This is a genomic window from Ruminiclostridium papyrosolvens DSM 2782, from assembly GCF_029318685.1.
Taxonomy (GTDB): Bacteria; Bacillota; Clostridia; order Acetivibrionales; family DSM-1351; genus Ruminiclostridium; species Ruminiclostridium papyrosolvens.
Genome location: NZ_CP119677.1, coordinates 1,677,561 through 1,696,447, shown reverse-complemented (window position 1 = coordinate 1,696,447; position 18,887 = coordinate 1,677,561). Strand labels below are relative to the sequence as shown.

At 37.6% G+C, this 18,887-nt stretch carries 16 protein-coding genes and 1 pseudogene; 1 reads left to right on the top strand and 16 read right to left on the bottom strand.

What is annotated here, in order from left to right; translation table 11 throughout:
• Positions 1–37 precede the first annotated feature (37 nt).
• From nusA to P0092_RS07495, 16 genes and pseudogenes are all read right to left on the bottom strand, one after another.
• Positions 38–1,186, bottom strand: coding sequence for a transcription termination factor NusA (gene nusA / locus P0092_RS07570; protein WP_004621055.1), 1,149 nt, complete (start codon positions 1,184–1,186; stop codon positions 38–40).
• A 32-nt stretch (positions 1,187–1,218) separates the two neighbouring features.
• Positions 1,219–1,677 carry a ribosome maturation factor RimP gene (gene rimP / locus P0092_RS07565; protein WP_004621054.1) on the bottom strand — a complete coding sequence of 153 codons (459 nt, stop codon included), beginning with the start codon at positions 1,675–1,677 and terminating at the stop codon, positions 1,219–1,221.
• A 357-nt stretch (positions 1,678–2,034) separates the two neighbouring features.
• A complete protein-coding gene (locus tag P0092_RS07560) occupies positions 2,035–6,336 on the bottom strand; it encodes a PolC-type DNA polymerase III (RefSeq protein ID WP_004621053.1) in 4,302 nt (1,433 codons plus the stop codon).
• A gap of 70 nt (positions 6,337–6,406) precedes the next feature.
• Positions 6,407–7,456: a flavodoxin-dependent (E)-4-hydroxy-3-methylbut-2-enyl-diphosphate synthase gene (ispG, locus tag P0092_RS07555; RefSeq protein ID WP_479692061.1), complete on the bottom strand. Its 1,050-nt coding sequence runs from the start codon at positions 7,454–7,456 to the stop codon at positions 6,407–6,409.
• A gap of 21 nt (positions 7,457–7,477) precedes the next feature.
• Positions 7,478–8,764: an RIP metalloprotease RseP gene (gene rseP, locus P0092_RS07550; protein WP_004621051.1), complete on the bottom strand. Its 1,287-nt coding sequence runs from the start codon at positions 8,762–8,764 to the stop codon at positions 7,478–7,480.
• A 34-nt stretch (positions 8,765–8,798) separates the two neighbouring features.
• Positions 8,799–9,944: a 1-deoxy-D-xylulose-5-phosphate reductoisomerase gene (locus tag P0092_RS07545; RefSeq protein ID WP_004621050.1), complete on the bottom strand. Its 1,146-nt coding sequence runs from the start codon at positions 9,942–9,944 to the stop codon at positions 8,799–8,801.
• Between the two features lie 34 nt (positions 9,945–9,978).
• A complete protein-coding gene (locus P0092_RS07540; RefSeq protein ID WP_004621049.1) occupies positions 9,979–10,806 on the bottom strand; it encodes a phosphatidate cytidylyltransferase in 828 nt (275 codons plus the stop codon).
• A gap of 57 nt (positions 10,807–10,863) precedes the next feature.
• Positions 10,864–11,619: an isoprenyl transferase gene (locus P0092_RS07535; protein WP_004621048.1), complete on the bottom strand. Its 756-nt coding sequence runs from the start codon at positions 11,617–11,619 to the stop codon at positions 10,864–10,866.
• Between the two features lie 72 nt (positions 11,620–11,691).
• Positions 11,692–11,955 (bottom strand): hypothetical protein, encoded by a 264-nt coding sequence (locus P0092_RS07530; RefSeq protein ID WP_004621047.1) that lies wholly within the window; start codon positions 11,953–11,955, stop codon positions 11,692–11,694.
• Between the two features lie 5 nt (positions 11,956–11,960).
• The gene (gene frr / locus P0092_RS07525; protein ID WP_004621046.1) at positions 11,961–12,518 is read right to left on the bottom strand and encodes a ribosome recycling factor; all 558 of its coding nucleotides are present in this window, start codon (positions 12,516–12,518) and stop codon (positions 11,961–11,963) included.
• 52 nt (positions 12,519–12,570) lie between these two features.
• Positions 12,571–13,278 carry a UMP kinase gene (gene pyrH / locus P0092_RS07520; RefSeq protein ID WP_004621045.1) on the bottom strand — a complete coding sequence of 236 codons (708 nt, stop codon included), beginning with the start codon at positions 13,276–13,278 and terminating at the stop codon, positions 12,571–12,573.
• A 139-nt stretch (positions 13,279–13,417) separates the two neighbouring features.
• On the bottom strand, positions 13,418–14,065 hold the full coding sequence (tsf, locus tag P0092_RS07515) for a translation elongation factor Ts (protein WP_004621044.1): 648 nt from the start codon (positions 14,063–14,065) through the stop codon (positions 13,418–13,420).
• 122 nt (positions 14,066–14,187) lie between these two features.
• Complete coding sequence (gene rpsB / locus P0092_RS07510; RefSeq protein WP_004621043.1) at positions 14,188–14,946, bottom strand: 30S ribosomal protein S2; 759 nt, start codon at positions 14,944–14,946, stop codon at positions 14,188–14,190.
• Positions 14,947–15,094: 148 nt separating this feature from the next.
• Entirely contained in the window at positions 15,095–16,477 is a 1,383-nt protein-coding gene (locus P0092_RS07505; protein WP_004621042.1) for an MATE family efflux transporter, read from the bottom strand.
• 126 nt (positions 16,478–16,603) lie between these two features.
• Positions 16,604–16,897: pseudogene (locus P0092_RS07500) on the bottom strand (sigma-70 family RNA polymerase sigma factor); the annotation flags it as partial.
• Positions 16,898–16,933: 36 nt separating this feature from the next.
• Complete coding sequence (locus tag P0092_RS07495) at positions 16,934–17,080, bottom strand: hypothetical protein (protein ID WP_004621041.1); 147 nt, start codon at positions 17,078–17,080, stop codon at positions 16,934–16,936.
• Between the two features lie 148 nt (positions 17,081–17,228).
• Here P0092_RS07495 and P0092_RS07490 point away from each other — a divergent pair, with 148 nt between their 5' ends.
• Positions 17,229–18,791: a recombinase family protein gene (locus P0092_RS07490; RefSeq protein WP_004621040.1), complete on the top strand. Its 1,563-nt coding sequence runs from the start codon at positions 17,229–17,231 to the stop codon at positions 18,789–18,791.
• Positions 18,792–18,887: the final 96 nt, after the last annotated feature.

Below are 18,887 nucleotides of genomic sequence, written 5' to 3'. Positions count from 1 at the left end.
ATTTAATATCTCAATTCTTGCCAAAGGTGATAAAGGGTCATTCAATAATAATATCTTCATGGTCATTATTATCATAATTTATATCATCTGGATCAGTTTCATCCAAAAATCCACTGCCTATGCTATCATCAAACAGTTGTTTCTCGATTGACTGTCTCAGCTGAGATTCACTCTTTATATCAATTTTCCAGCCGGTAAGCTTTGCAGCAAGTCTTGCATTCTGACCTTCTTTTCCTATTGCTAATGAAAGCTGATAGTCAGGAACCACAACTTTTGCAGATTTCTCATCTTCGTCCACGTCTACCCTTACAACCTTAGCGGGACTTAAACTGCTTGATATATAGTCTCTTGGATCATTACTCCATTTAATGATATCAATTTTTTCGCCTCTGAGTTCATCAACTATAGCCTGAACTCTGGTACCCTTTTGTCCTACACAAGCTCCAACAGGGTCTACATTTTCGTCCTTAGAGTACACGGCAATCTTAGTTCTTGAACCCGGCTCTCTTGAAATACTCTTTATCTCAACGGTACCGTCATGTATTTCAGGCACTTCCAATTCAAAAAGCCTTTTTACAAGGCCCGGGTGTGTCCTTGAAATCATAATCTGAGGACCTTTTGTAGTCTTCTTAACTTCTACAATGTACGACTTCAAACGTTCATTGAATCTGTATTCCTCACCGGGGGTCTGTTCAGTAGGTCCAAGAACAGCTTCGGTTTTACCAAGGTCTACAATTACATTTCTCTTTTCTATCCTTTGAATTATTCCCGTTACAATATCACTTTCCTTATTGTAAAACTCATCGTAAATAATTCCTCTTTCTGCTTCTCTAAGTTTTTGAACAACTACCTGTTTGGCAGTCTGAGCAGCTATTCTTCCAAAGGATCTTGGAGTTACCTCTGATTCAACGTAATCCCCTATTTCAAGTGTGGGATTAAGTATTGCAGCTTCTCCAACAGATATATCCATTGCTTCCATATCAGGGTCTTCGGCAACTTTCCTGAGTGCATACACTTTTACATCCCCTGTTACCCTATCTATATTTACTTTAACATTCATTGCTGAACCAAAGTTTTTCTTATATGCAGAAATAAGTGCAGCTTCAATAGCCTCAATAATTATTTCCTTCTTAATTCCTTTTTCCTTTTCCAGCTGTTCAAGAGCTAATATCAACTCAGCGCTCATCTTCTTGTCAACCTCCGTTTACTAATCAAAATTTAAAATTTAATGACCCTTTTAACTACAGCAACCTTATCTCTTTCAAACTGGACATCGTGACCGTCCTGGCTAATTACAATAAAATTATCCATTAAGCCAACCAATTCCCCTTCAAATATTTTTTTGCCGTCTATAGGTTGAAAAACTTTTACTTCTACAAGTTCGCCTTTATATTTAGTAAAGTCTTTCTCTGTTTTTAATGGTCTGTCAAGGCCTGGTGAAGATACCTCTAAATAATAGCTCTGATCAATAGGATCGTTTTTGTCAAGTAATTCACTTACCTGTTCGCTTACTGCCTGACAATCATCAATACTGATGCCGCCGGGCTTGTCGATATAAACTCTGAGGTACCAATTGGCACCTTCTTTAACATACTCAACATCCACCAACTCATAGTTTAAATTTTCTACTACCGGTGATACAAGCTCTGTTACAGTTTGCTGAATATTTTTCTTCATGTTTTTTTCTGCCTCCGTAGTTAGGGTTTAAAGACCGGTTCAGTTATGCCTTTTACTCTTTTTATGGCACAAATTTTAAAAACACAAAAACGTAGGCACTATAAGTGCCCTTGTAATAATTTTAACATGAACCAGACAGCTAACTGTCCTTATTATAAGTTTACCCAGTTCTACTCTTTTTAAGACCTAATAGAGTTCGGATAAACAATAAAGAGTGGGATTTCCCACTCTTGGTAGTCAAGTCTATTAAACCTCTATCCTAGTGTATTATATCACTATTATTTCTAATTATCAACAATTTATTGCTGTTTTATAAAAAATTGCTACTATTTAAGGTACTTTTTAGTGCTTGTTTTATTAAAATAAACAAAGTTGGTTACTCTCCGGCATTCCTTCCAATACGTTATTTCTTTCCAGTATTTCAATAACGGATTTGCTGATTTTCGCTTTGGTCCTCAGCTCATCAATTGACAGGAATTCACCATTTTTGCGTGCCTCAACAATGTTCTGTGCTGCAGCTCCTCCCAAGCCCTGAAGTGCATTCAACGGGGGCCTTATACCTTTATCTTCAATTCTGAATTTAGTTGCCTCAGAAAGATATAAGTGTATAGGAAGGAAATTTATTCCTCTTGCGTACATCTCATTTACAACTTCAAGTATGGTAAGGACATTTTTCTCTTTTGTAGTAATGTTATTGCCTTTCATTTCAAATTCCTTTATTTTATTCCTTACCTTATCCTGTCCGTGAGCCATCATTTCAGCATCAAAATCATCGGCTCTTACCGTAAAGTAAGTTGTATAGAAGGCTTCAGGATAATATACCTTGAACCAGGCTATTCTGAACGCCATCATAACGTACGCAGCAGCATGAGCCTTGGGGAACATGTACTTTATTTTCTTACATGATTGAATATACCAATCAGGAACCTTATTCTCTTTCATTACGACTTCATACTCATCTTTTACACCTTTTCCCTTACGTACATCCTCCATTATTTTGAAGGCTGTCTTTGGAGGAAGTCCTGCGTGCATCAGGTAAATCATGATATCATCACGACAGCATATGCTCTGTGATAGCGTTGTAATTCCATTTCTGATTAACTCCTGTGCGTTATTAAGCCAAACGTCGGTACCGTGTGAAAGACCTGATATTCTAATCAATTCTGAAAAAGACCGGGGCTTGGTGTCCATAAGCATTTGTCTTACAAACTTAGTTCCAAACTCAGGAATAGCAAAGGTTCCTGTTTCGCTTCCTATATCTTCGGGCTTCACACCAAGAGCCTCTGTGGAATTGAACAAACTCATGGTTTTTTCCTCACCTATTGGGATTGTTGTTGCATCCACTCCCGTTAAATCTTCAAGCATTCTAATTACCGTAGGATCATCGTGCCCCAGAATATCAAGCTTTAGTATACTCCCATGAAGAAAGTGATAGTCAAAGTGAGTAGTTATTATTTCTGACTGTGTATCATCCGCAGGCCTTTGTATTGGCGAAAAATCAAATATTTCCTTATCCTTTGGCACTATCATTATTCCTCCGGGATGCTGTCCAGTAGTTCTCTTTATTCCCGTACAACCTTTTACCAATCTGTTTATTTCAGAGTTTGTTACAATTATTTCTCTTTCATCCAGATAATTCTTAACATATCCGTATGCAGTTTTTTCGGCAACTGATGCTATAGTACCGGCTCTGAATACATAGCCCTCTCCGAAAAGTTCCTCTGTATATTTGTGTGCCACAGGCTGATAATCCCCTGAAAAGTTTAAGTCAATATCAGGCTCCTTGTCACCGTCAAAGCCAAGGAAGGTTTCAAAGGGAATATCATAGCCGTCTTTTTTAAGCTTGTTACCGCAATTGGGACATTCCTTTTCAGGCATATCAAATCCACAGTCATATGTACCGTCAAGAACAAATTCGGAATATTTGCACTTCTCACATACATAATGAGGCTGCAAAGAATTAACTTCGGTTATACCTGACATATTTGCTACAAAAGATGAACCTACAGAACCTCTGGAACCAACCAGATAACCGTCACTCAGGGACTTGGAAACCAGCTTTTGTGCTATGAGGTACATAACAGCAAACCCATTTTTTATAATGGAATTCAACTCTTTTTCAAGTCTCTGTGCCACAACCTCCGGTAAATCTTCTCCATAAATCTCTTTTGCACGGGTCATGGCCATATTTTCTATGTCCTGCTCCGCACCCTCTATATTCGGTGGATACGTTCCCTCAAGCACCGGGGCAATGCTCTCAATCATATCGGCAATGAGATTTGTGTTTTCTATTACTACTTCCCTGGCTTTTTCCTCACCAAGGTAGCTGAACTCCTCTAGCATTTCATCGGTTGTTCTTAAATAGAGGGGTGCTTGATTGTCAGCGTCTGTGAATCCCCGTCCCGCCATTAGTATTCTTCGGAACACCTCATCCCTCGGGTCCATAAAGTGAACGTCACAAGTGGCAACTACCAGCTTTCTATGCCTTTCTCCAAGTCTGATGATTTTTTTATTTATTTTCTTTAATTCTTCCTGAGAGGAAACTTTCCCGTTATTTATCAGAAATTGGTTGTTCCCCAAGGGTTGTATTTCAAGATAATCGTAAAATCGGACTATTTTAGATATCTCTTCTTCACTTTTGTTGTTTAGTATAGCTCTGTATAGCTCCCCTGCTTCACAGGCACTTCCCAGAATAAGTCCCTCTCTGTATTCCATTAGAAGTTTTTTAGGTACTCTGGGCTTTTTGTAAAAGTACTTTAAGTGGGATTGAGAAACTATTTTATACAGATTTTTAAGGCCCACCTTGTTCTTTACCAGAATAATTGCATGATAGGAACTGGCTTTAAGGTTTATCTCTCCATCAAATGCATTCTGTATATCCTTTATGGTTTTACAGCCTTTTTCTTTAAGTATATTTATACAATGCATAAATATTTTAGCCGTAGCCATTGAGTCATCAACTGCTCTGTGATGATTTTCCAATTCAATTTTCAAATGCTTTGCAACTATATTGAGTTTGTACCTGCCAAGCTCAGGAAACATTTTCCTGCACAGCTCTAATGTATCTATATATGGGTTTTTAACCTTTTCACCCATTAATTTTGCATTTTGCTTTATGAAGCCCACATCAAAGTTAGCATTGTGTGCTACCAGAACACTCCCTTGGATAAATTCCATGAATTCATTCAAAACCTGTTCAACAGGCGGTGCGTCCTTTACCATATCATCAGTGATACCTGTCAATTTAACTATAAAGCTTGGAATTGAAACCCCAGGATTTACAAAGGCACTGAACCGGTCAACAATCTGACCGTTTCTGACCTTGACTGCACCAATTTCGGTAATTTTGTCCTGATGAGGATTTAAGCCTGTTGTTTCTATGTCAAATACTACAAAATCATCTTCCAGAGAATGTTCTTTCATATCATATACTATAGGTACACTGTCATCCAGAAGATAACACTCAAGTCCGTAAATCACCTTAATATTGTTTTTCTTGGATGCTGCATACGCATCAGGATAGGCCTGAACTATACCGTGGTCTGTAATGGCTATTGCCTTGTGTCCCCATTGGGCAGCACGCTTTACCAGTTCTTTTACCGGGGTTACTCCGTCCATTGAACTCATTTGAGTATGCAGGTGAAGTTCAACCCGCTTTTCCTCGGCATCATCGTGCCTTATTTCTTTTTCTGTTTCAGTTATGTCAAATGCCATTATAGTAAGTTCTTTTGAAAATTTATCATACTGGGCTTCTCCACGTATACGTAAACAAACACCTTCTGTTATTCTCTCTGATATATTAGCAAAGTCCTTCTTTTCAACGAACATTTTTACGGTAACAGAACTGGTGTAATCAGTAACATCAAATATGTATATGAATTTACCGCCTCTTATTTCTCTGGACTCTGTTTTAAAGACTTCTCCTGCTATAGCGACCTTTCCGGAATCAGGCGTTACTTCTGATATGTTCATTATACTGTCAGTAAAGGGCTTTCCTGCTATTACTCCCCTTACAGGCATTTCTCCCGACCCCGATGACCTGAATTCCTGCTTCTTCTGTTTCTGGTCTGAAGGGAGAGCAGTTATGGCTGAACTTACTACTTTTGCCTCAATCTTAACTTTTTCAGCAACATACTCTTCAATTTTGGCATGGTCAACATGAATATCACAGAATTCAACCTTTACATTCTGGCCTATTGTATCCTTTATATGCTGTTCTAACATTAAATGGCAGTTTTGTGCTTTTAATATATCAGATCCTGATGTCAGCAGATTTATTATTATTTTATTACCGGAAAGTTCATATTTAGAGCCGGGAAGGATACCTCTGCATAATGCTACCTTTGAAGTAAGCATCATTACAAGCTCACTCCACATGCTGCTCAGGTACTCCTCAATACTGCAATTCCTGATGCATTTTACTTTTAAAGTGAGATTTGGCGCTCCGAGCTTTTGCTTGAGACGTTCTTCCGCTTTTATAATAAGAGCAATACTGACAATATCAGAACTTGTAGTATGTATCTCAATCTTGCTGTCCTTTATAAAAACGCTCATTCTTTCTACTTTTAATTGCTTTAATGTAGAAAATTCCCCGTCAAAATCCATTTCACCGGGGAATAAATCACATAAATATTTATTTGTATTATTTGTATTTTCCATAGCTTGACCCCATTTTATCCAAATCTTTTTGTGCCTCGCATTTACGTTCTATATATTATCCGGCCCCAAACTACATTTGACTTATCTCTTTTAGCAATTCCTCAACAACATTTTCCTGAGGAATTTTTCTTATTATACGACCCTTTTTAAACAGCAAAACCTCATTTACACCACCTGCAATACCAATATCGGCATCCTTAGCTTCTCCTGGGCCGTTTACGGCACACCCCATAATTGCCACTTTAATATTTTTATCCATTTTTTCCAACAAAGGCTCGATGCTGTTTGCTATATCTATAAGATTAACCTGAGTTCTCCCACAGGTGGGACATGAAACTATCTCTATGCCTTCTCTCAATAATCCCAGAGACTTCAGTATCTGCTTTCCTGCTTTTATTTCTTCAACAGGGTCTCCCGTCAATGAAACTCTGATGGTATCCCCGATTCCCTCTGCAAGAAGACAGCCTATACCAACTGAGGATTTTATAGTTCCTTTATATACCGTACCTGCTTCTGTAACTCCTACATGTAAAGGATATGAACACTTTTCAGACAGCAGCCTGTAAGCAGCTATTGTCATTGGTACACTGGAAGCCTTAATGGATATTGCTATGTCATTAAAATCTACATTTTCCAGCATAGCTACATGAGCCAAAGCACTTTCCACCATTCCCTCAGCTGTTACACCGCCGAATTTATCCAGAATACCTTTCTCAACTGAGCCGGAGTTAACACCTATTCTGATAGGTATTCCTCTCTCCTTCGCCATACCTGCTACTATTTTAACCCTGTCATTTCCTCCGATATTACCCGGATTGAGTCTTATTTTGTCTACGCCGTTTTTCATACATTCTACTGCAAGTCTGTAATCATAATGAATATCAGCAACAAGAGGAATTTTTACAAGTTTTTTTATTTCGCCTATTGCAGTTGCAGCTTCATTGTCAAGAATTGCCAGCCGGACTATATCACATCCGGCAGCTTCAAGGCTCTTTATCTGGTCAACGGTAGCCTTAATGTCCCTTGTATCAGTATTTGTCATAGATTGAACAGAGATTGGAGAATCTCCTCCAACGAAGATATCTCCAACTCTTATTTTTTTGGTTTTCTTTCTTTGTATATAATCTTCCAATTTAAAACCCTATCCTCTTCCTATTCTTAATATATCATTAAAGGTTGCATATATCATTAGCATTATAAGAAATACAAAGCCTATCATGGATATTAGCGCTTCTCTCTCAGGACTCAGTGGTTTCTTACGGATACCCTCAACAAGAAGAAGTACCAGCTTGCTTCCGTCCAGCGCCGGAAATGGTATAAGATTTACCAATCCAAGGTTCAAACTAATCATAGCAGTAAACGATAAGAGGTTTAATAGTTTATCCATTACTGACGGCCCCTGTTGCACTACATCTTTTATTGTAGTAGTAATTCCTACAGGCCCCATAAGGTCACTTGCCGGAACTGTACCCGTAAACAGCCATCCGATTGAGTAATATATTGATCTTGCAATAGATATATTGTATTTTACTGATTGCCCCAAAGTTGCAAATATTCCGCTTTTTGCATGATTGAAGTCAACCCCTATTGCATAGTATTCCGGGTTTTTACCCTGCATAGGTACTACAGGAGTCAAATTAACATCCTTACCGTTTCTGTTGACTGTTATGGTAACATTATTCAACTTTATCTTGTCCAGAGCACTTGCTATATCCTGACGGGAATTAACAGGTGTTCCGTTAAGCTTTACAATCCTGTCTCCATCCTTAACTCCTGCCTTTTTTGCCGGAGATTTGCTGCTTACGTTTGCAACTACATTTGAATCATTGCCATTTTCTGCTTTAGGTGAAAAGCCCAGCTTATATCCGGACATTCTGTCGGGTTTGAAACTAATATTTTTACTTTCACCGTTTCTTTTTAACTGAAGGTCTATGCTCTCGTTGGTAAGAGGGTAGGCAAATATCTCAAGGTCATTTACCTGATATATATTTTTCCCATTATATTTTTCAAGTACGTCACCAACCTGAATCCCTGCCTTCTCACCTGCAGAACCTGCTAAAACTGTCTTGACCTGGTTTGTATAAAAACCTGAGTGAGCCATAATTATAAATGCAAATACAACTGCTATAATTATGTTCATTATAGGCCCCGCCGCTATTATTGCAGCTCTTACACCTATTGGTTTTCTGTTAAACGCCCTGTCATCCTCAGAAGCTTCTTCTTCACCTTCCATTTTTACATATCCGCCTAATGGAATTAGTCTTAAAGAGTAGGTTGTTTCACCTCTGACAAAACTAAAGATTTTAGGCCCCATAAAGAGTGAAAATTCATTAACTTTTACATTGAATGCCTTTGCAACTAAGAAATGACCCAATTCATGAATTATTATTAAAAAGCTTAAGGCCAATATAGCCAGTAAAATTCCCATACAATCCTCCATAAGCCGAAATCGGCAGATTTATTTAAATTATAAGTTGTTTTGCTGTTTCCCTTGCCCAACAGTCTACTTCTATTATATCATCCATGCAAGGACAAATATTCACATTGTGTTTTTGCATTACCCTTTCTATTGTATCCGCAATTTCAGTAAAGCCTATACGATTATCCAGAAATGCCGCAACTGCAATCTCATTTGCAGCATTCATTGCCGCAGCCATTGTCCCACCTGTCTCCAATGACGAGTATGCCAGACGAAGACACTTGAAGGTAGCTATGTCCGGCTCTTCAAAGGTCAAAGGAGGACATTTGAGAAAATCAAGTTTATTAAAATCATTTTGGCATCTGTCCGGATAGGTTAATGCCAGCTGTATAGGTATCCTCATGTCAGGGGAACCAAGTTGAGCCATAACGGAGCCATCCACATATTGTACCATCGAATGTATAATACTCTGGGGATGCACCAAAACCTGAATACTGTCCAAATCCCTCTGGAACAGCCATTTTGCCTCTATTACCTCAAGTCCTTTGTTCATAAGAGTTGCAGAATCAATTGTTATCTTGTTTCCCATACTCCAGTTTGGATGTTTTAATGCCTGCATAGGTGTTATATTTTTGAGTTCTTCTATTTTCTTACCCCTAAAAGGACCACCTGAAGCAGTTATTATTATTTTTTCTACCTGTTTGTCTTTATTCCCCAAAAGGCACTGGTATATAGCTGAGTGTTCACTGTCAACAGGAAAGATATTTACATTATTCTTTTTTGCCTCTTCCATCACCAGCTGACCTGCAGTTACAAGTGTCTCCTTGTTTGCAAGTGCTATATTTTTTTTATGCCTGATAGCATGCATTGTGGGTATCAAACCTGCTGTTCCAACTACAGAAGTAACTACGGTATCAACTTCAGAGTGCTCTACAACTCTTTTCATACCTTCCTGTCCCCATACCACTTCTACGCCTGTATCACCCAATCTGTATGACATCTCTTTTGCCAACTCGGTATTCCCTACAGAAGCAATATCAGGCTTGAATTCACGTACCTGCTTTTCCAAAAGCTCTATATTGGAATTGGCTGATAACGCAGCAACTTTGACCCCAAGGTTTTTCGCCGCCTCTAAGGTTTGCCTGCCTATTGAACCTGTTGAACCTATTATGGATATAATTTTTGCCATTGTCACACCACCATAACCTAAGAAAAGCTCTTAATTATTTTATAAATAGAACTAATACGTAATATATTACAGGAGCAACAAATAATATGCTGTCAAACCTGTCAAGTACTCCGCCGTGTCCCGGCATTATATTCCCAAAATCTTTTACATTTACATATCTTTTTATAGCCGATGCAGCCCAATCACCTATCTGAGATATAGTTCCGCATAATAATCCCAATAAAATCAATGCAACATAACTTATACTCAGACCAAAATAATTTCTGACAATAACACCGAAGACTATCATGAGAAAAATACATCCCAGTATTCCGCCTATTGCTCCCGCCAGTGTTTTTTTGGGGCTTATTTCGGGTATTATTTTCCTTTTGCCGAACAATCTTCCGAAGGTATAAGCAAGTGTGTCAGTTCCCCATGCTCCTATAAAAATCAACCAAATGAGTATGTTTCCGTATTCCATGTTTCTAAGCATAATCAAAAAGCTCATAAGAAATGGAATATATGCTATACCAAAAGCTGTTGCACAAACATCTACGATATTGTATTTTTTATGTCCGAATACAATAACTGCCATGCTTACAAAAATAATAAGGCAAACAGACATACCTGTCATGGTACCCAAATCCAAACTATACCAACCAGTCTTTTCAAGTCCCAAAAGCAATAAAGGAACAATAGACAAGTAACCTACTATTTTTATAGGATGTATTCCTTTTGTTTTGGATATGGAATTATAAAATTCATATAAACCGATTGCAGCTATAATACTTACTGCAATTCCCAGTACAATAGAACCCATATACAGTACTCCAATTAATAACACCAATCCAACCAGTCCGCTTATTATCCTTGTTCTTGCCATAAGAACCCTCCATGTTATAAAACACTGCATGAATAAGTATATTCATGTTCCGTGTGATTAATTTTCTATTCCGCCATACCGACGATTTCTTTTCTCAAAAGCTTTTATTGCCTCGGCAATATGACTCTCGTTAAAATCAGGCCATAGTGTATCGGTAAACCAGAACTCTGTATAAGCACATTGCCATAGCAGATAATTACTGATTCTCTGCTCACCGCTGGTTCTGATGAGTAAGTCAGGCTCAGGTATACCTTTGGTATACAAATGCTGTTCCATCTGATTTTCATCTATATCATCTATTGATAGTTTTCCGTCTTTAATTTCCTTAGCTATTTTTTTAACTGCATATAATATCTCAAACCTTGAGCCATAGTTAAGGGCAATATTTAGATTCAATCCGTTATTTATGCTTGTCATCTTTTCAACTCTAGCAATTTCATTTTGCAGTTCCTCAGGAAGTCCGTTAATATCTCCAATAACCCTTATTCTTACATTACTTCCTGCCAGTTCTCTTTCTGCATTGCGAAGAAATTCCAAAAGCAGGCCCATAAGTGCATCAACTTCACTTTGCGGTCTTTTCCAATTCTCGGTAGAAAAGGCATAAACCGTTAAATGTTTAACTCCAACCTTTGAGCAATAAATGACAACCTTTTTAAGAGTCATTGAGCCTTCTTTATGTCCAACGTTTCTGGGCAAGCTTCTCTTTTTTGCCCATCTTCCGTTTCCGTCAGGAATTATAGCTATATGCTGCGGAATACATTGAAAATTATTGTCTATTTTCTTTTGGGGGAATATCTTATCAAAAAACCCCATATATTTTTCCAACTCCTATTTTATATGTATTTGCATAAAAAGCGTAACGATTATTGAAAATAACCCCTCAATTTAGAGGGGTTTGCAAACAAGTAAATTTAAACTTTTATTGTTAAGAGTCTTAACTCTTATTACTCTGAATGTATCATCATATTCAGTAATATTGATTTTAGGCGGTGATGAAATAAAAATACCATCGACGGGATATCCCCTGTCACCGGCCGCTTTAAGCGCATCTCCCACTGTATATCCGATAAGGCTGTTACAGAAAGAGGTCATGTGAACCTCTTCATCCTCTGTACAACCATTGCTTTCATTTATTTCCGTATAACCCAATGAAGTTATACCTCCATTATTTCCTTATCTTTGGCTTCAATAATCTTGTCAATGTCGGCAATATATCTGTCAGTAAGGTTTTGTATATCCTTTTCTGCATCCTTTAAATCGTCTTCTGTGATTTCGCCGTTCTTTTTCTTTGACTTCATGCCTTCAATAGAATCTCTTCTGATTGACCTTATGGCAACTTTTGATTCTTCGCCTTCTTTTTTTGCCTGCTTTGTAAGTTCTTTACGTCTTTCTTCTGTTAATGCAGGAAAAACAAGCCTTATAACTTTGCCGTCATTGTTTGGGTTGATTCCTATGTCAGATTTCTGAATTTCCTTCTCAATGTCTTTTAACAGTTTTGCTTCCCATGGCTGAATTAAAATAACTCTGGCTTCAGGTACTGACACTGTTGCAATCTGCTGAATAGGAGTGGCTGCACCATAATAATCAATTGTGAGTTTATCCAATATTGCAGGATTCGCTCTTCCTGCTCTGATTCCAGCAAGATTGTCCTTTAATACATTTATGGTTTTTTTCATTTTTTCTTCGATTGGCTTGTAAAGTTCCTTATCCATAAAACTCCTCCTTAAATTAATACTTATATAATACCTTTATTTATGAAGGATTTCAATATATAGTAGTACCAATCTCTTCACCTTTTACAGCTCTGATTATGTTATCCGGATCATTAAGACCGAAAACCAGTGTTGGTATAGCATTATCTTTACAAAATGAAGCGGCTGTCAGGTCAATTGCACAAAGTCCTTTGTTCATATATTCCTGATAGCTGAGCTTGTCGTATTTTACTGCATTAACATTTTGTGACGGATCAGAATCATAAATTCCGTCTACATTCTTTGCCATTAATATTGCTTCGGCATCTATCTCGGCTGCTCTTAATGCTGCCGCTGTGTCCGTTGAAAAATAAGGATTTCCCATTCCACATGCAAATATAACTATTCTCTTCTTTTCAAGATGCCTTACAGCTTTTCTTCTTACATAAGGTTCAGCAATCTGCCTCATTTCAATAGCAGTCTGAACTCTCACGGGAATATCTCTAGATTCAAGTGCATCCTGCAATCCAAGAGAATTAATGACTGTTGCAAGCATTCCCATATGGTCGGCAGTTGTTCTGTCCATACCTTTTCCGCTTCTGCCTCTCCAGAAATTGCCTCCGCCTACTACAATAGCTATTTCAGCACCCATTTTGTATACTACTGATATTCTTTCACATATTTCGTTTACTGTGTCGGTATCAATACCTTGTCCCTTATCACCTGCAAGTGCTTCTCCACTGATTTTTAACATTATTCTCTTATATTTTAGTTCGCTCATGGATATTTCCCCCGTTCAAATCGTAATATATGTAATCGTTGCGAATACATATATGTAGTAAATTTATTACATATTTTATGTTTATTTTCAAAAAAGGCCCGAATAAAGGGAACATACAATGAATATGTTCCCTTTTATATTAACCATTTATTTGTTTCATTACTTCATCAGCAAAGTTTTCATCTTTCTTTTCGATACCTTCGCCTCTTTCAAATCTTGCAAACCTTCTGATTGAAATATTTTCACCGATATGAGCTATCTTTTCAGTTAATAACTGTCCAACTGTCATATCAGGATCTTTTATAAATGCTTGTTCCATCAAACAGTTTTCAGCATAGAACTTTTCAATTCTGCCTTCAACCATTTTATCTATTATCTTTTCAGGTTTTCCTTCATTTCTTGCTTGAGCTCTTAATATTTCCTTTTCGCTTTCAATAACTGAAGCAGGAACATCTTCTTTCTTAACAAATTCAGGCTTGCTTGCAGCTATCTGCATTGCAATATCCTTTACGAACTGTTTGAATTCGTCTCCTCTTGCAGCAAAATCTGTTTCAATATTTACTTCAACAAGAACACCAATTCTTCCGTCGCCGTGTATATAAGCCTCAACCAAACCTTCAGCAGCAATTCTTCCCGCTTTCTTAGCTGCAGCAGAGAGACCCTTTTCTCTTAACAATTCGATAGCTTTTTCAGCATCTCCGTTTGCATCATTGAGTGCTCTTTTGCAGTCCATCATTCCTGCTCCGGTTCTTTCGCGGAGCTGCTTTACCATTTCAGCAGTAATCATCTTTGAATCCTCCAAACCGTATTATCCTATATTAAAATAAGACTAATATTTAATTATCGTTTTATTGTAAACATAAGGATATTATCAGGCTATGCCTGATAATATACCCTTTTTTATTCAAATTATTCTGCAGCTTCTACAGCTACTTGTGCTTCTTCAGCTACTTCAGCTGTTTCAGCAGGAGTTTCTGAAAGTTGTTCTCCCTGACGTCCTTCTATAACAGCATCAGCCATTTTAGCAGCAATAAGCTTAACAGCTCTGATTGCATCGTCATTACCGGGAATTACAAAATCAACTTCATCAGGATCACAGTTTGTATCAACAATAGCTACAACCGGGATACCAAGTCTCTTTGCTTCAAGAATAGCATTTCTTTCCTTCCTTGGGTCAACAACAAACATTGCGCCAGGAAGCTTCTTCATGTTCTTGATTCCGCCAAGATTCTTTTCGAGATCAGCCATTTCCTTCTTCAGCTTGCTAACTTCCTTCTTAGGAAGTACATCGAAAGTTCCGTCTGCTTCCATAGCAGTCAACTGATTCAATCTGTTGATTCTCTTTGTAATAGTCTTGAAGTTTGTAAGCATTCCGCCCAACCATCTGTTGTTTACAAAGAACTGTCCGCTTCTTTCAGCTTCTTCCTTAATTGAATCCTGTGCTTGTTTCTTAGTTCCAACGAACAATACATCCTGTCCGTTCATAGCTACTTCTCTGATGAAGAAGTATGCATCGTCAACCTTTTTTACTGTTTTCTGAAGGTCTATGATGTATATACCGTTACGCTCCGTAAAGATATATTCTGCCATCTTAGGGTTCCATCTTCTAGTCTGATGACCAAAGTGAACACCTGCCTCCAAAAGTTGTTTCATTGAAATAACTGCCATAATATAAACACCTCCGTTAAAGTTAATACCTCCGCATTCACGTTTTATCGGAACCTGTCCGACACTTTAACTTAAAAATGCGTGTGTATTTTGCCGTTTGATAGTATAACACATTGAAAATTATTTATCAATCTTTTTAAATATTTTTTTAAGAAGATACCTCAGCTTCTGTTTTTGGTAAATATCTCTCATATCGTCTTGCAACCACTCTTCCAAGAAAAGGAATTCCCCTTGTGACCCAGTCAAAGCACCATGCCACCCATATTCCCATAAGGCCAAGGCTTGTATACTTTACTAACATATAGCCCCCGAAAACTCTTATGAGCCACATACTCATTATGGAAATAACTGTTACAAATACAACATCTCTTGTACTTCTCAGACATGCCGGAAGGAGAAAAGCAGCCGGCCAGAAAATAGGTATACATATAAGTGTAAGATATGTTATATGCAAAGCAAGGCTTGCCACATCCGGTGCCGGAGAATACAATTTCAGAAAATGGTGTACAAACGGGAAAAAGGCCAGAGAAACAGCACCTAAAAGCACCATTGTATAAACCATGAGCTTCTTAATAATTTTGTTCAAATCCTCTTTTAATCCTGCTCCGGCATAATGCCCCACAACCGTAACAGCAACTATTGTTATTGCATTTCCGGGTATGTTCAGCAGTGAATTTGTAGAGCTTGCAATACTGTTTGCAGCAAGTGCCGAGGTTCCAAGGGATGCCACTATTGTCTGCACCAGAAGTTTTCCTCCGTTAAAGACAAGACTGTCTATCCCTGCCGGAAGTCCAATATATAAAACAGGCTTTAAGATTTTTGAAGTTATTCTAAATGAACTGCGAAAAACATCCAAATGATGTGACTTAAATAACGAAAATACCACGATAATTGCTCCGGTTAGTCTTGCGCAAATCAGGCCGATGCCGGCTCCCAGTACCCCGAAATCAAATACAAAAATCAACAGGGCCCCCACCATAAAATTAACCATATTTGATGCAACAACTGCAAACATTGATGCCCTGAAATTATTACTGGCCCTTGATATACCTGTACATACGTCAAAGAGTCCCAGTATCGGATACGATATAGCTGAACAAATCATATATGTTCTTGCCGCTGATTTAACGGCGTATTCGGCATCTCCAAAAAGAAAATTTATTATCTGGTTTCCGAATATGTAGAGACCAAGTCCTGCAATTGTGGACATTAAAAGAACAGCCGTAATTGCCTGAGCCGCAGTCTTTGAAGCATCTCCTCTGTTTGAAGCTCCCAAATGCTGTGCTATAGTAACTGTAGCACCTGTGGACACAGCAACAAAAAGATTCATAACTACAAAGTTTATAGAATCTACTATGCCCACTGCCGATACTGCAAATGCCCCTAATCCGCTTACCATCATAGTATTTACTACACCTATTGCCGTAGAAAGAAACTGTTCGGTAAGAGCAGGAAAAAAGAGGCGTAATAAATCCTTTTTTGTATACAAAGTGTTATCACGGCCTTCTGTATTGTAATTAATTTTCGACATTTTTCACATACATTCTACCCCTGAAAGCCATTATATGCAACTTTTGAATACCGGTATACAAACTTATATTGTGTAATTGAGTCATTATATTTAGTTATTGCTATCGTTACATCCAAAAGGCTGCCATTAATGGCAGCCCTCCGGTTTCAGCTCTTTGCTTAATTTTTTTATTGCTTTCTTTTCTATTCTTGATACGTAGGATCTGGAGATTCCCAACATTTTAGCTATTTCTCTCTGAGTTTTACTTGAGCCGTTAAGGAGTCCGTATCTTAATTCTAAGACTACCTTTTCCCTGTTTTTCAAAGTACCTTTCATTTTACTATACAGTTTTTTAACCTGCATTTTCAATTCAACTTCATCCACTACGGACTCGGAATCATTACTTATTAAGTCTATCAATGTTATTTCGTTGACTTCTTCATATTGTATACTTTTTAAACCCTATAAAAAAATTTGTTATGTAGAATGACTCTTTATGCTGTTAGTGAAAGAGATATCTATCTCACATTTAAAAATATTTGATAAAACTCTCTCCAGTTCTTTAATGCTTTTCTCGTTTTCTTCAGGTGTTATCTTTGGTGGGATAATCACTGCTATCGCCACTGAAATTCACCTCCACTATATACCTATTTTGAATTGTTTGTACATTATTCAATGATTATTTCATTGGTAGATACAAGTCTATATATTGTTTTAAGTGTATAAACTGGAAATAAGGATATTCAAACTTAAAAGAAGGGAATATGCTTAAATGATAGTTGATATCTACCTGAGGAAATCAAGATCTGATGAAGAGCTGGAAAAGACATTAGGAAATGGTGAAACCCTTGCCAGACATCGCAAAGCCCTATTAAGATATGCAAAAGAAAACGGGCTTACAATTTTAAATATCCATGAAGAACTTGTATCCGGAGAAGAATTATTTTTCAGGCCTGCAATGCTTGCTACATTAAAAGATGTAGAAGCCGGTGCCTGTGACGGTGTGCTTGTAATGGATATTCAAAGGCTCGGACGTGGTGACATGGAAGAGCAGGGGCTTATTCTAAAGGCCTTTAAAAAATCTAATACTAAAATAATCACACCCAAAAAAATTTACGACCTCAATGACGAATTTGATGAGGAATATAGTGAATTTGAAGCCTTTATGAGTCGTAAAGAATATAAAATGATTAACCGACGAATGCAGCGAGGCAGAATTAATTCGGTTGAAGAAGGAAATTATATTGCAACGAGACCTCCATATGGATATGATGTTTTAAGAATCGATAAAAACACCAGAACATTAACACCAAATTCACAACAAGCAGATGTTGTAAAAATGATATTTAACGGGTACGTAAATGAAAACATGGGCTGCAGTAAAATTGCCAACGAGCTTAACCAACTGGGTATAAAATCATATACAGGCGCCGAGTGGGAAAAATCCACCATAACTAATTTGATTAAAAACCCCATTTACATCGGGAAACTTGTCTGGAAGAAAAAATGCATTCGCAAGTCGAAAGAATCCGGAAAAAAGAGAGACACATATACCAGACCCGCTGACGAATGGATTGTATGCAATGGAAAGCATAAAGCAATAATAGAAGAATCAATATATCTAAAGGCTCAGGAAATTCTGGCTCAGAAATATCATGTACCCTATCAGCTTAAAAACCGTATTGCGAATCCTCTTGCAGGTATTGTTATTTGCGGCATTTGCGGCAGCAAAATGATTCAACGTCCTGTAGCAAACAAAGCCCCTAGAATTATGTGCCCCAAAAGCTGCGGCCAGAAAAGCAACAAGTTTATAACCGTAGAAAACTTATTGCTTGAGAGACTTGAAAGCTATTATTCCAACATGCTGCTCAGTGCAAAAAAAACATCCCAAATGAGAGAGCCAACAAAATCCTTACTAATTAAAAAAAATATAACATCGTTGGAAAATGAACTAAAAACACTGGAACAGCAAAAAGTTAAGGCCTTTGATTTATTGGAACAAGGCATATATGATATAGACACCTTTACGGAAAGAACAAACTATATCTCGGGAAAAATCACTCAAATAGACAATTCTATGTCAGAATCGGAAAGGCAATTACATGATATTGAACTGAAGCTTACAGCTAATCAGGATTATATCATTAAACTTAGAAGTGTTTTAGATGCCTATATAAAAATGGATTCTCCTTCGGATAAAAATCTGCTTATAAAATCAGTACTGGATAAAGTAGTATATAGCAAAGAACCCGATGCAGGAGCTGATGATTTTAAAATCGCATTGTATCCTAAAATACAGTGTCCTCCCTTTCATGCCATGGCACAAAACATTTAGGTAACATGGGCAGGATTTTTATAATGGTAATAAATGATATAAGGAGGCTGTTTCAAAAGAAATTCGATTCAACCCCTTATGTCATAGCAATTACTG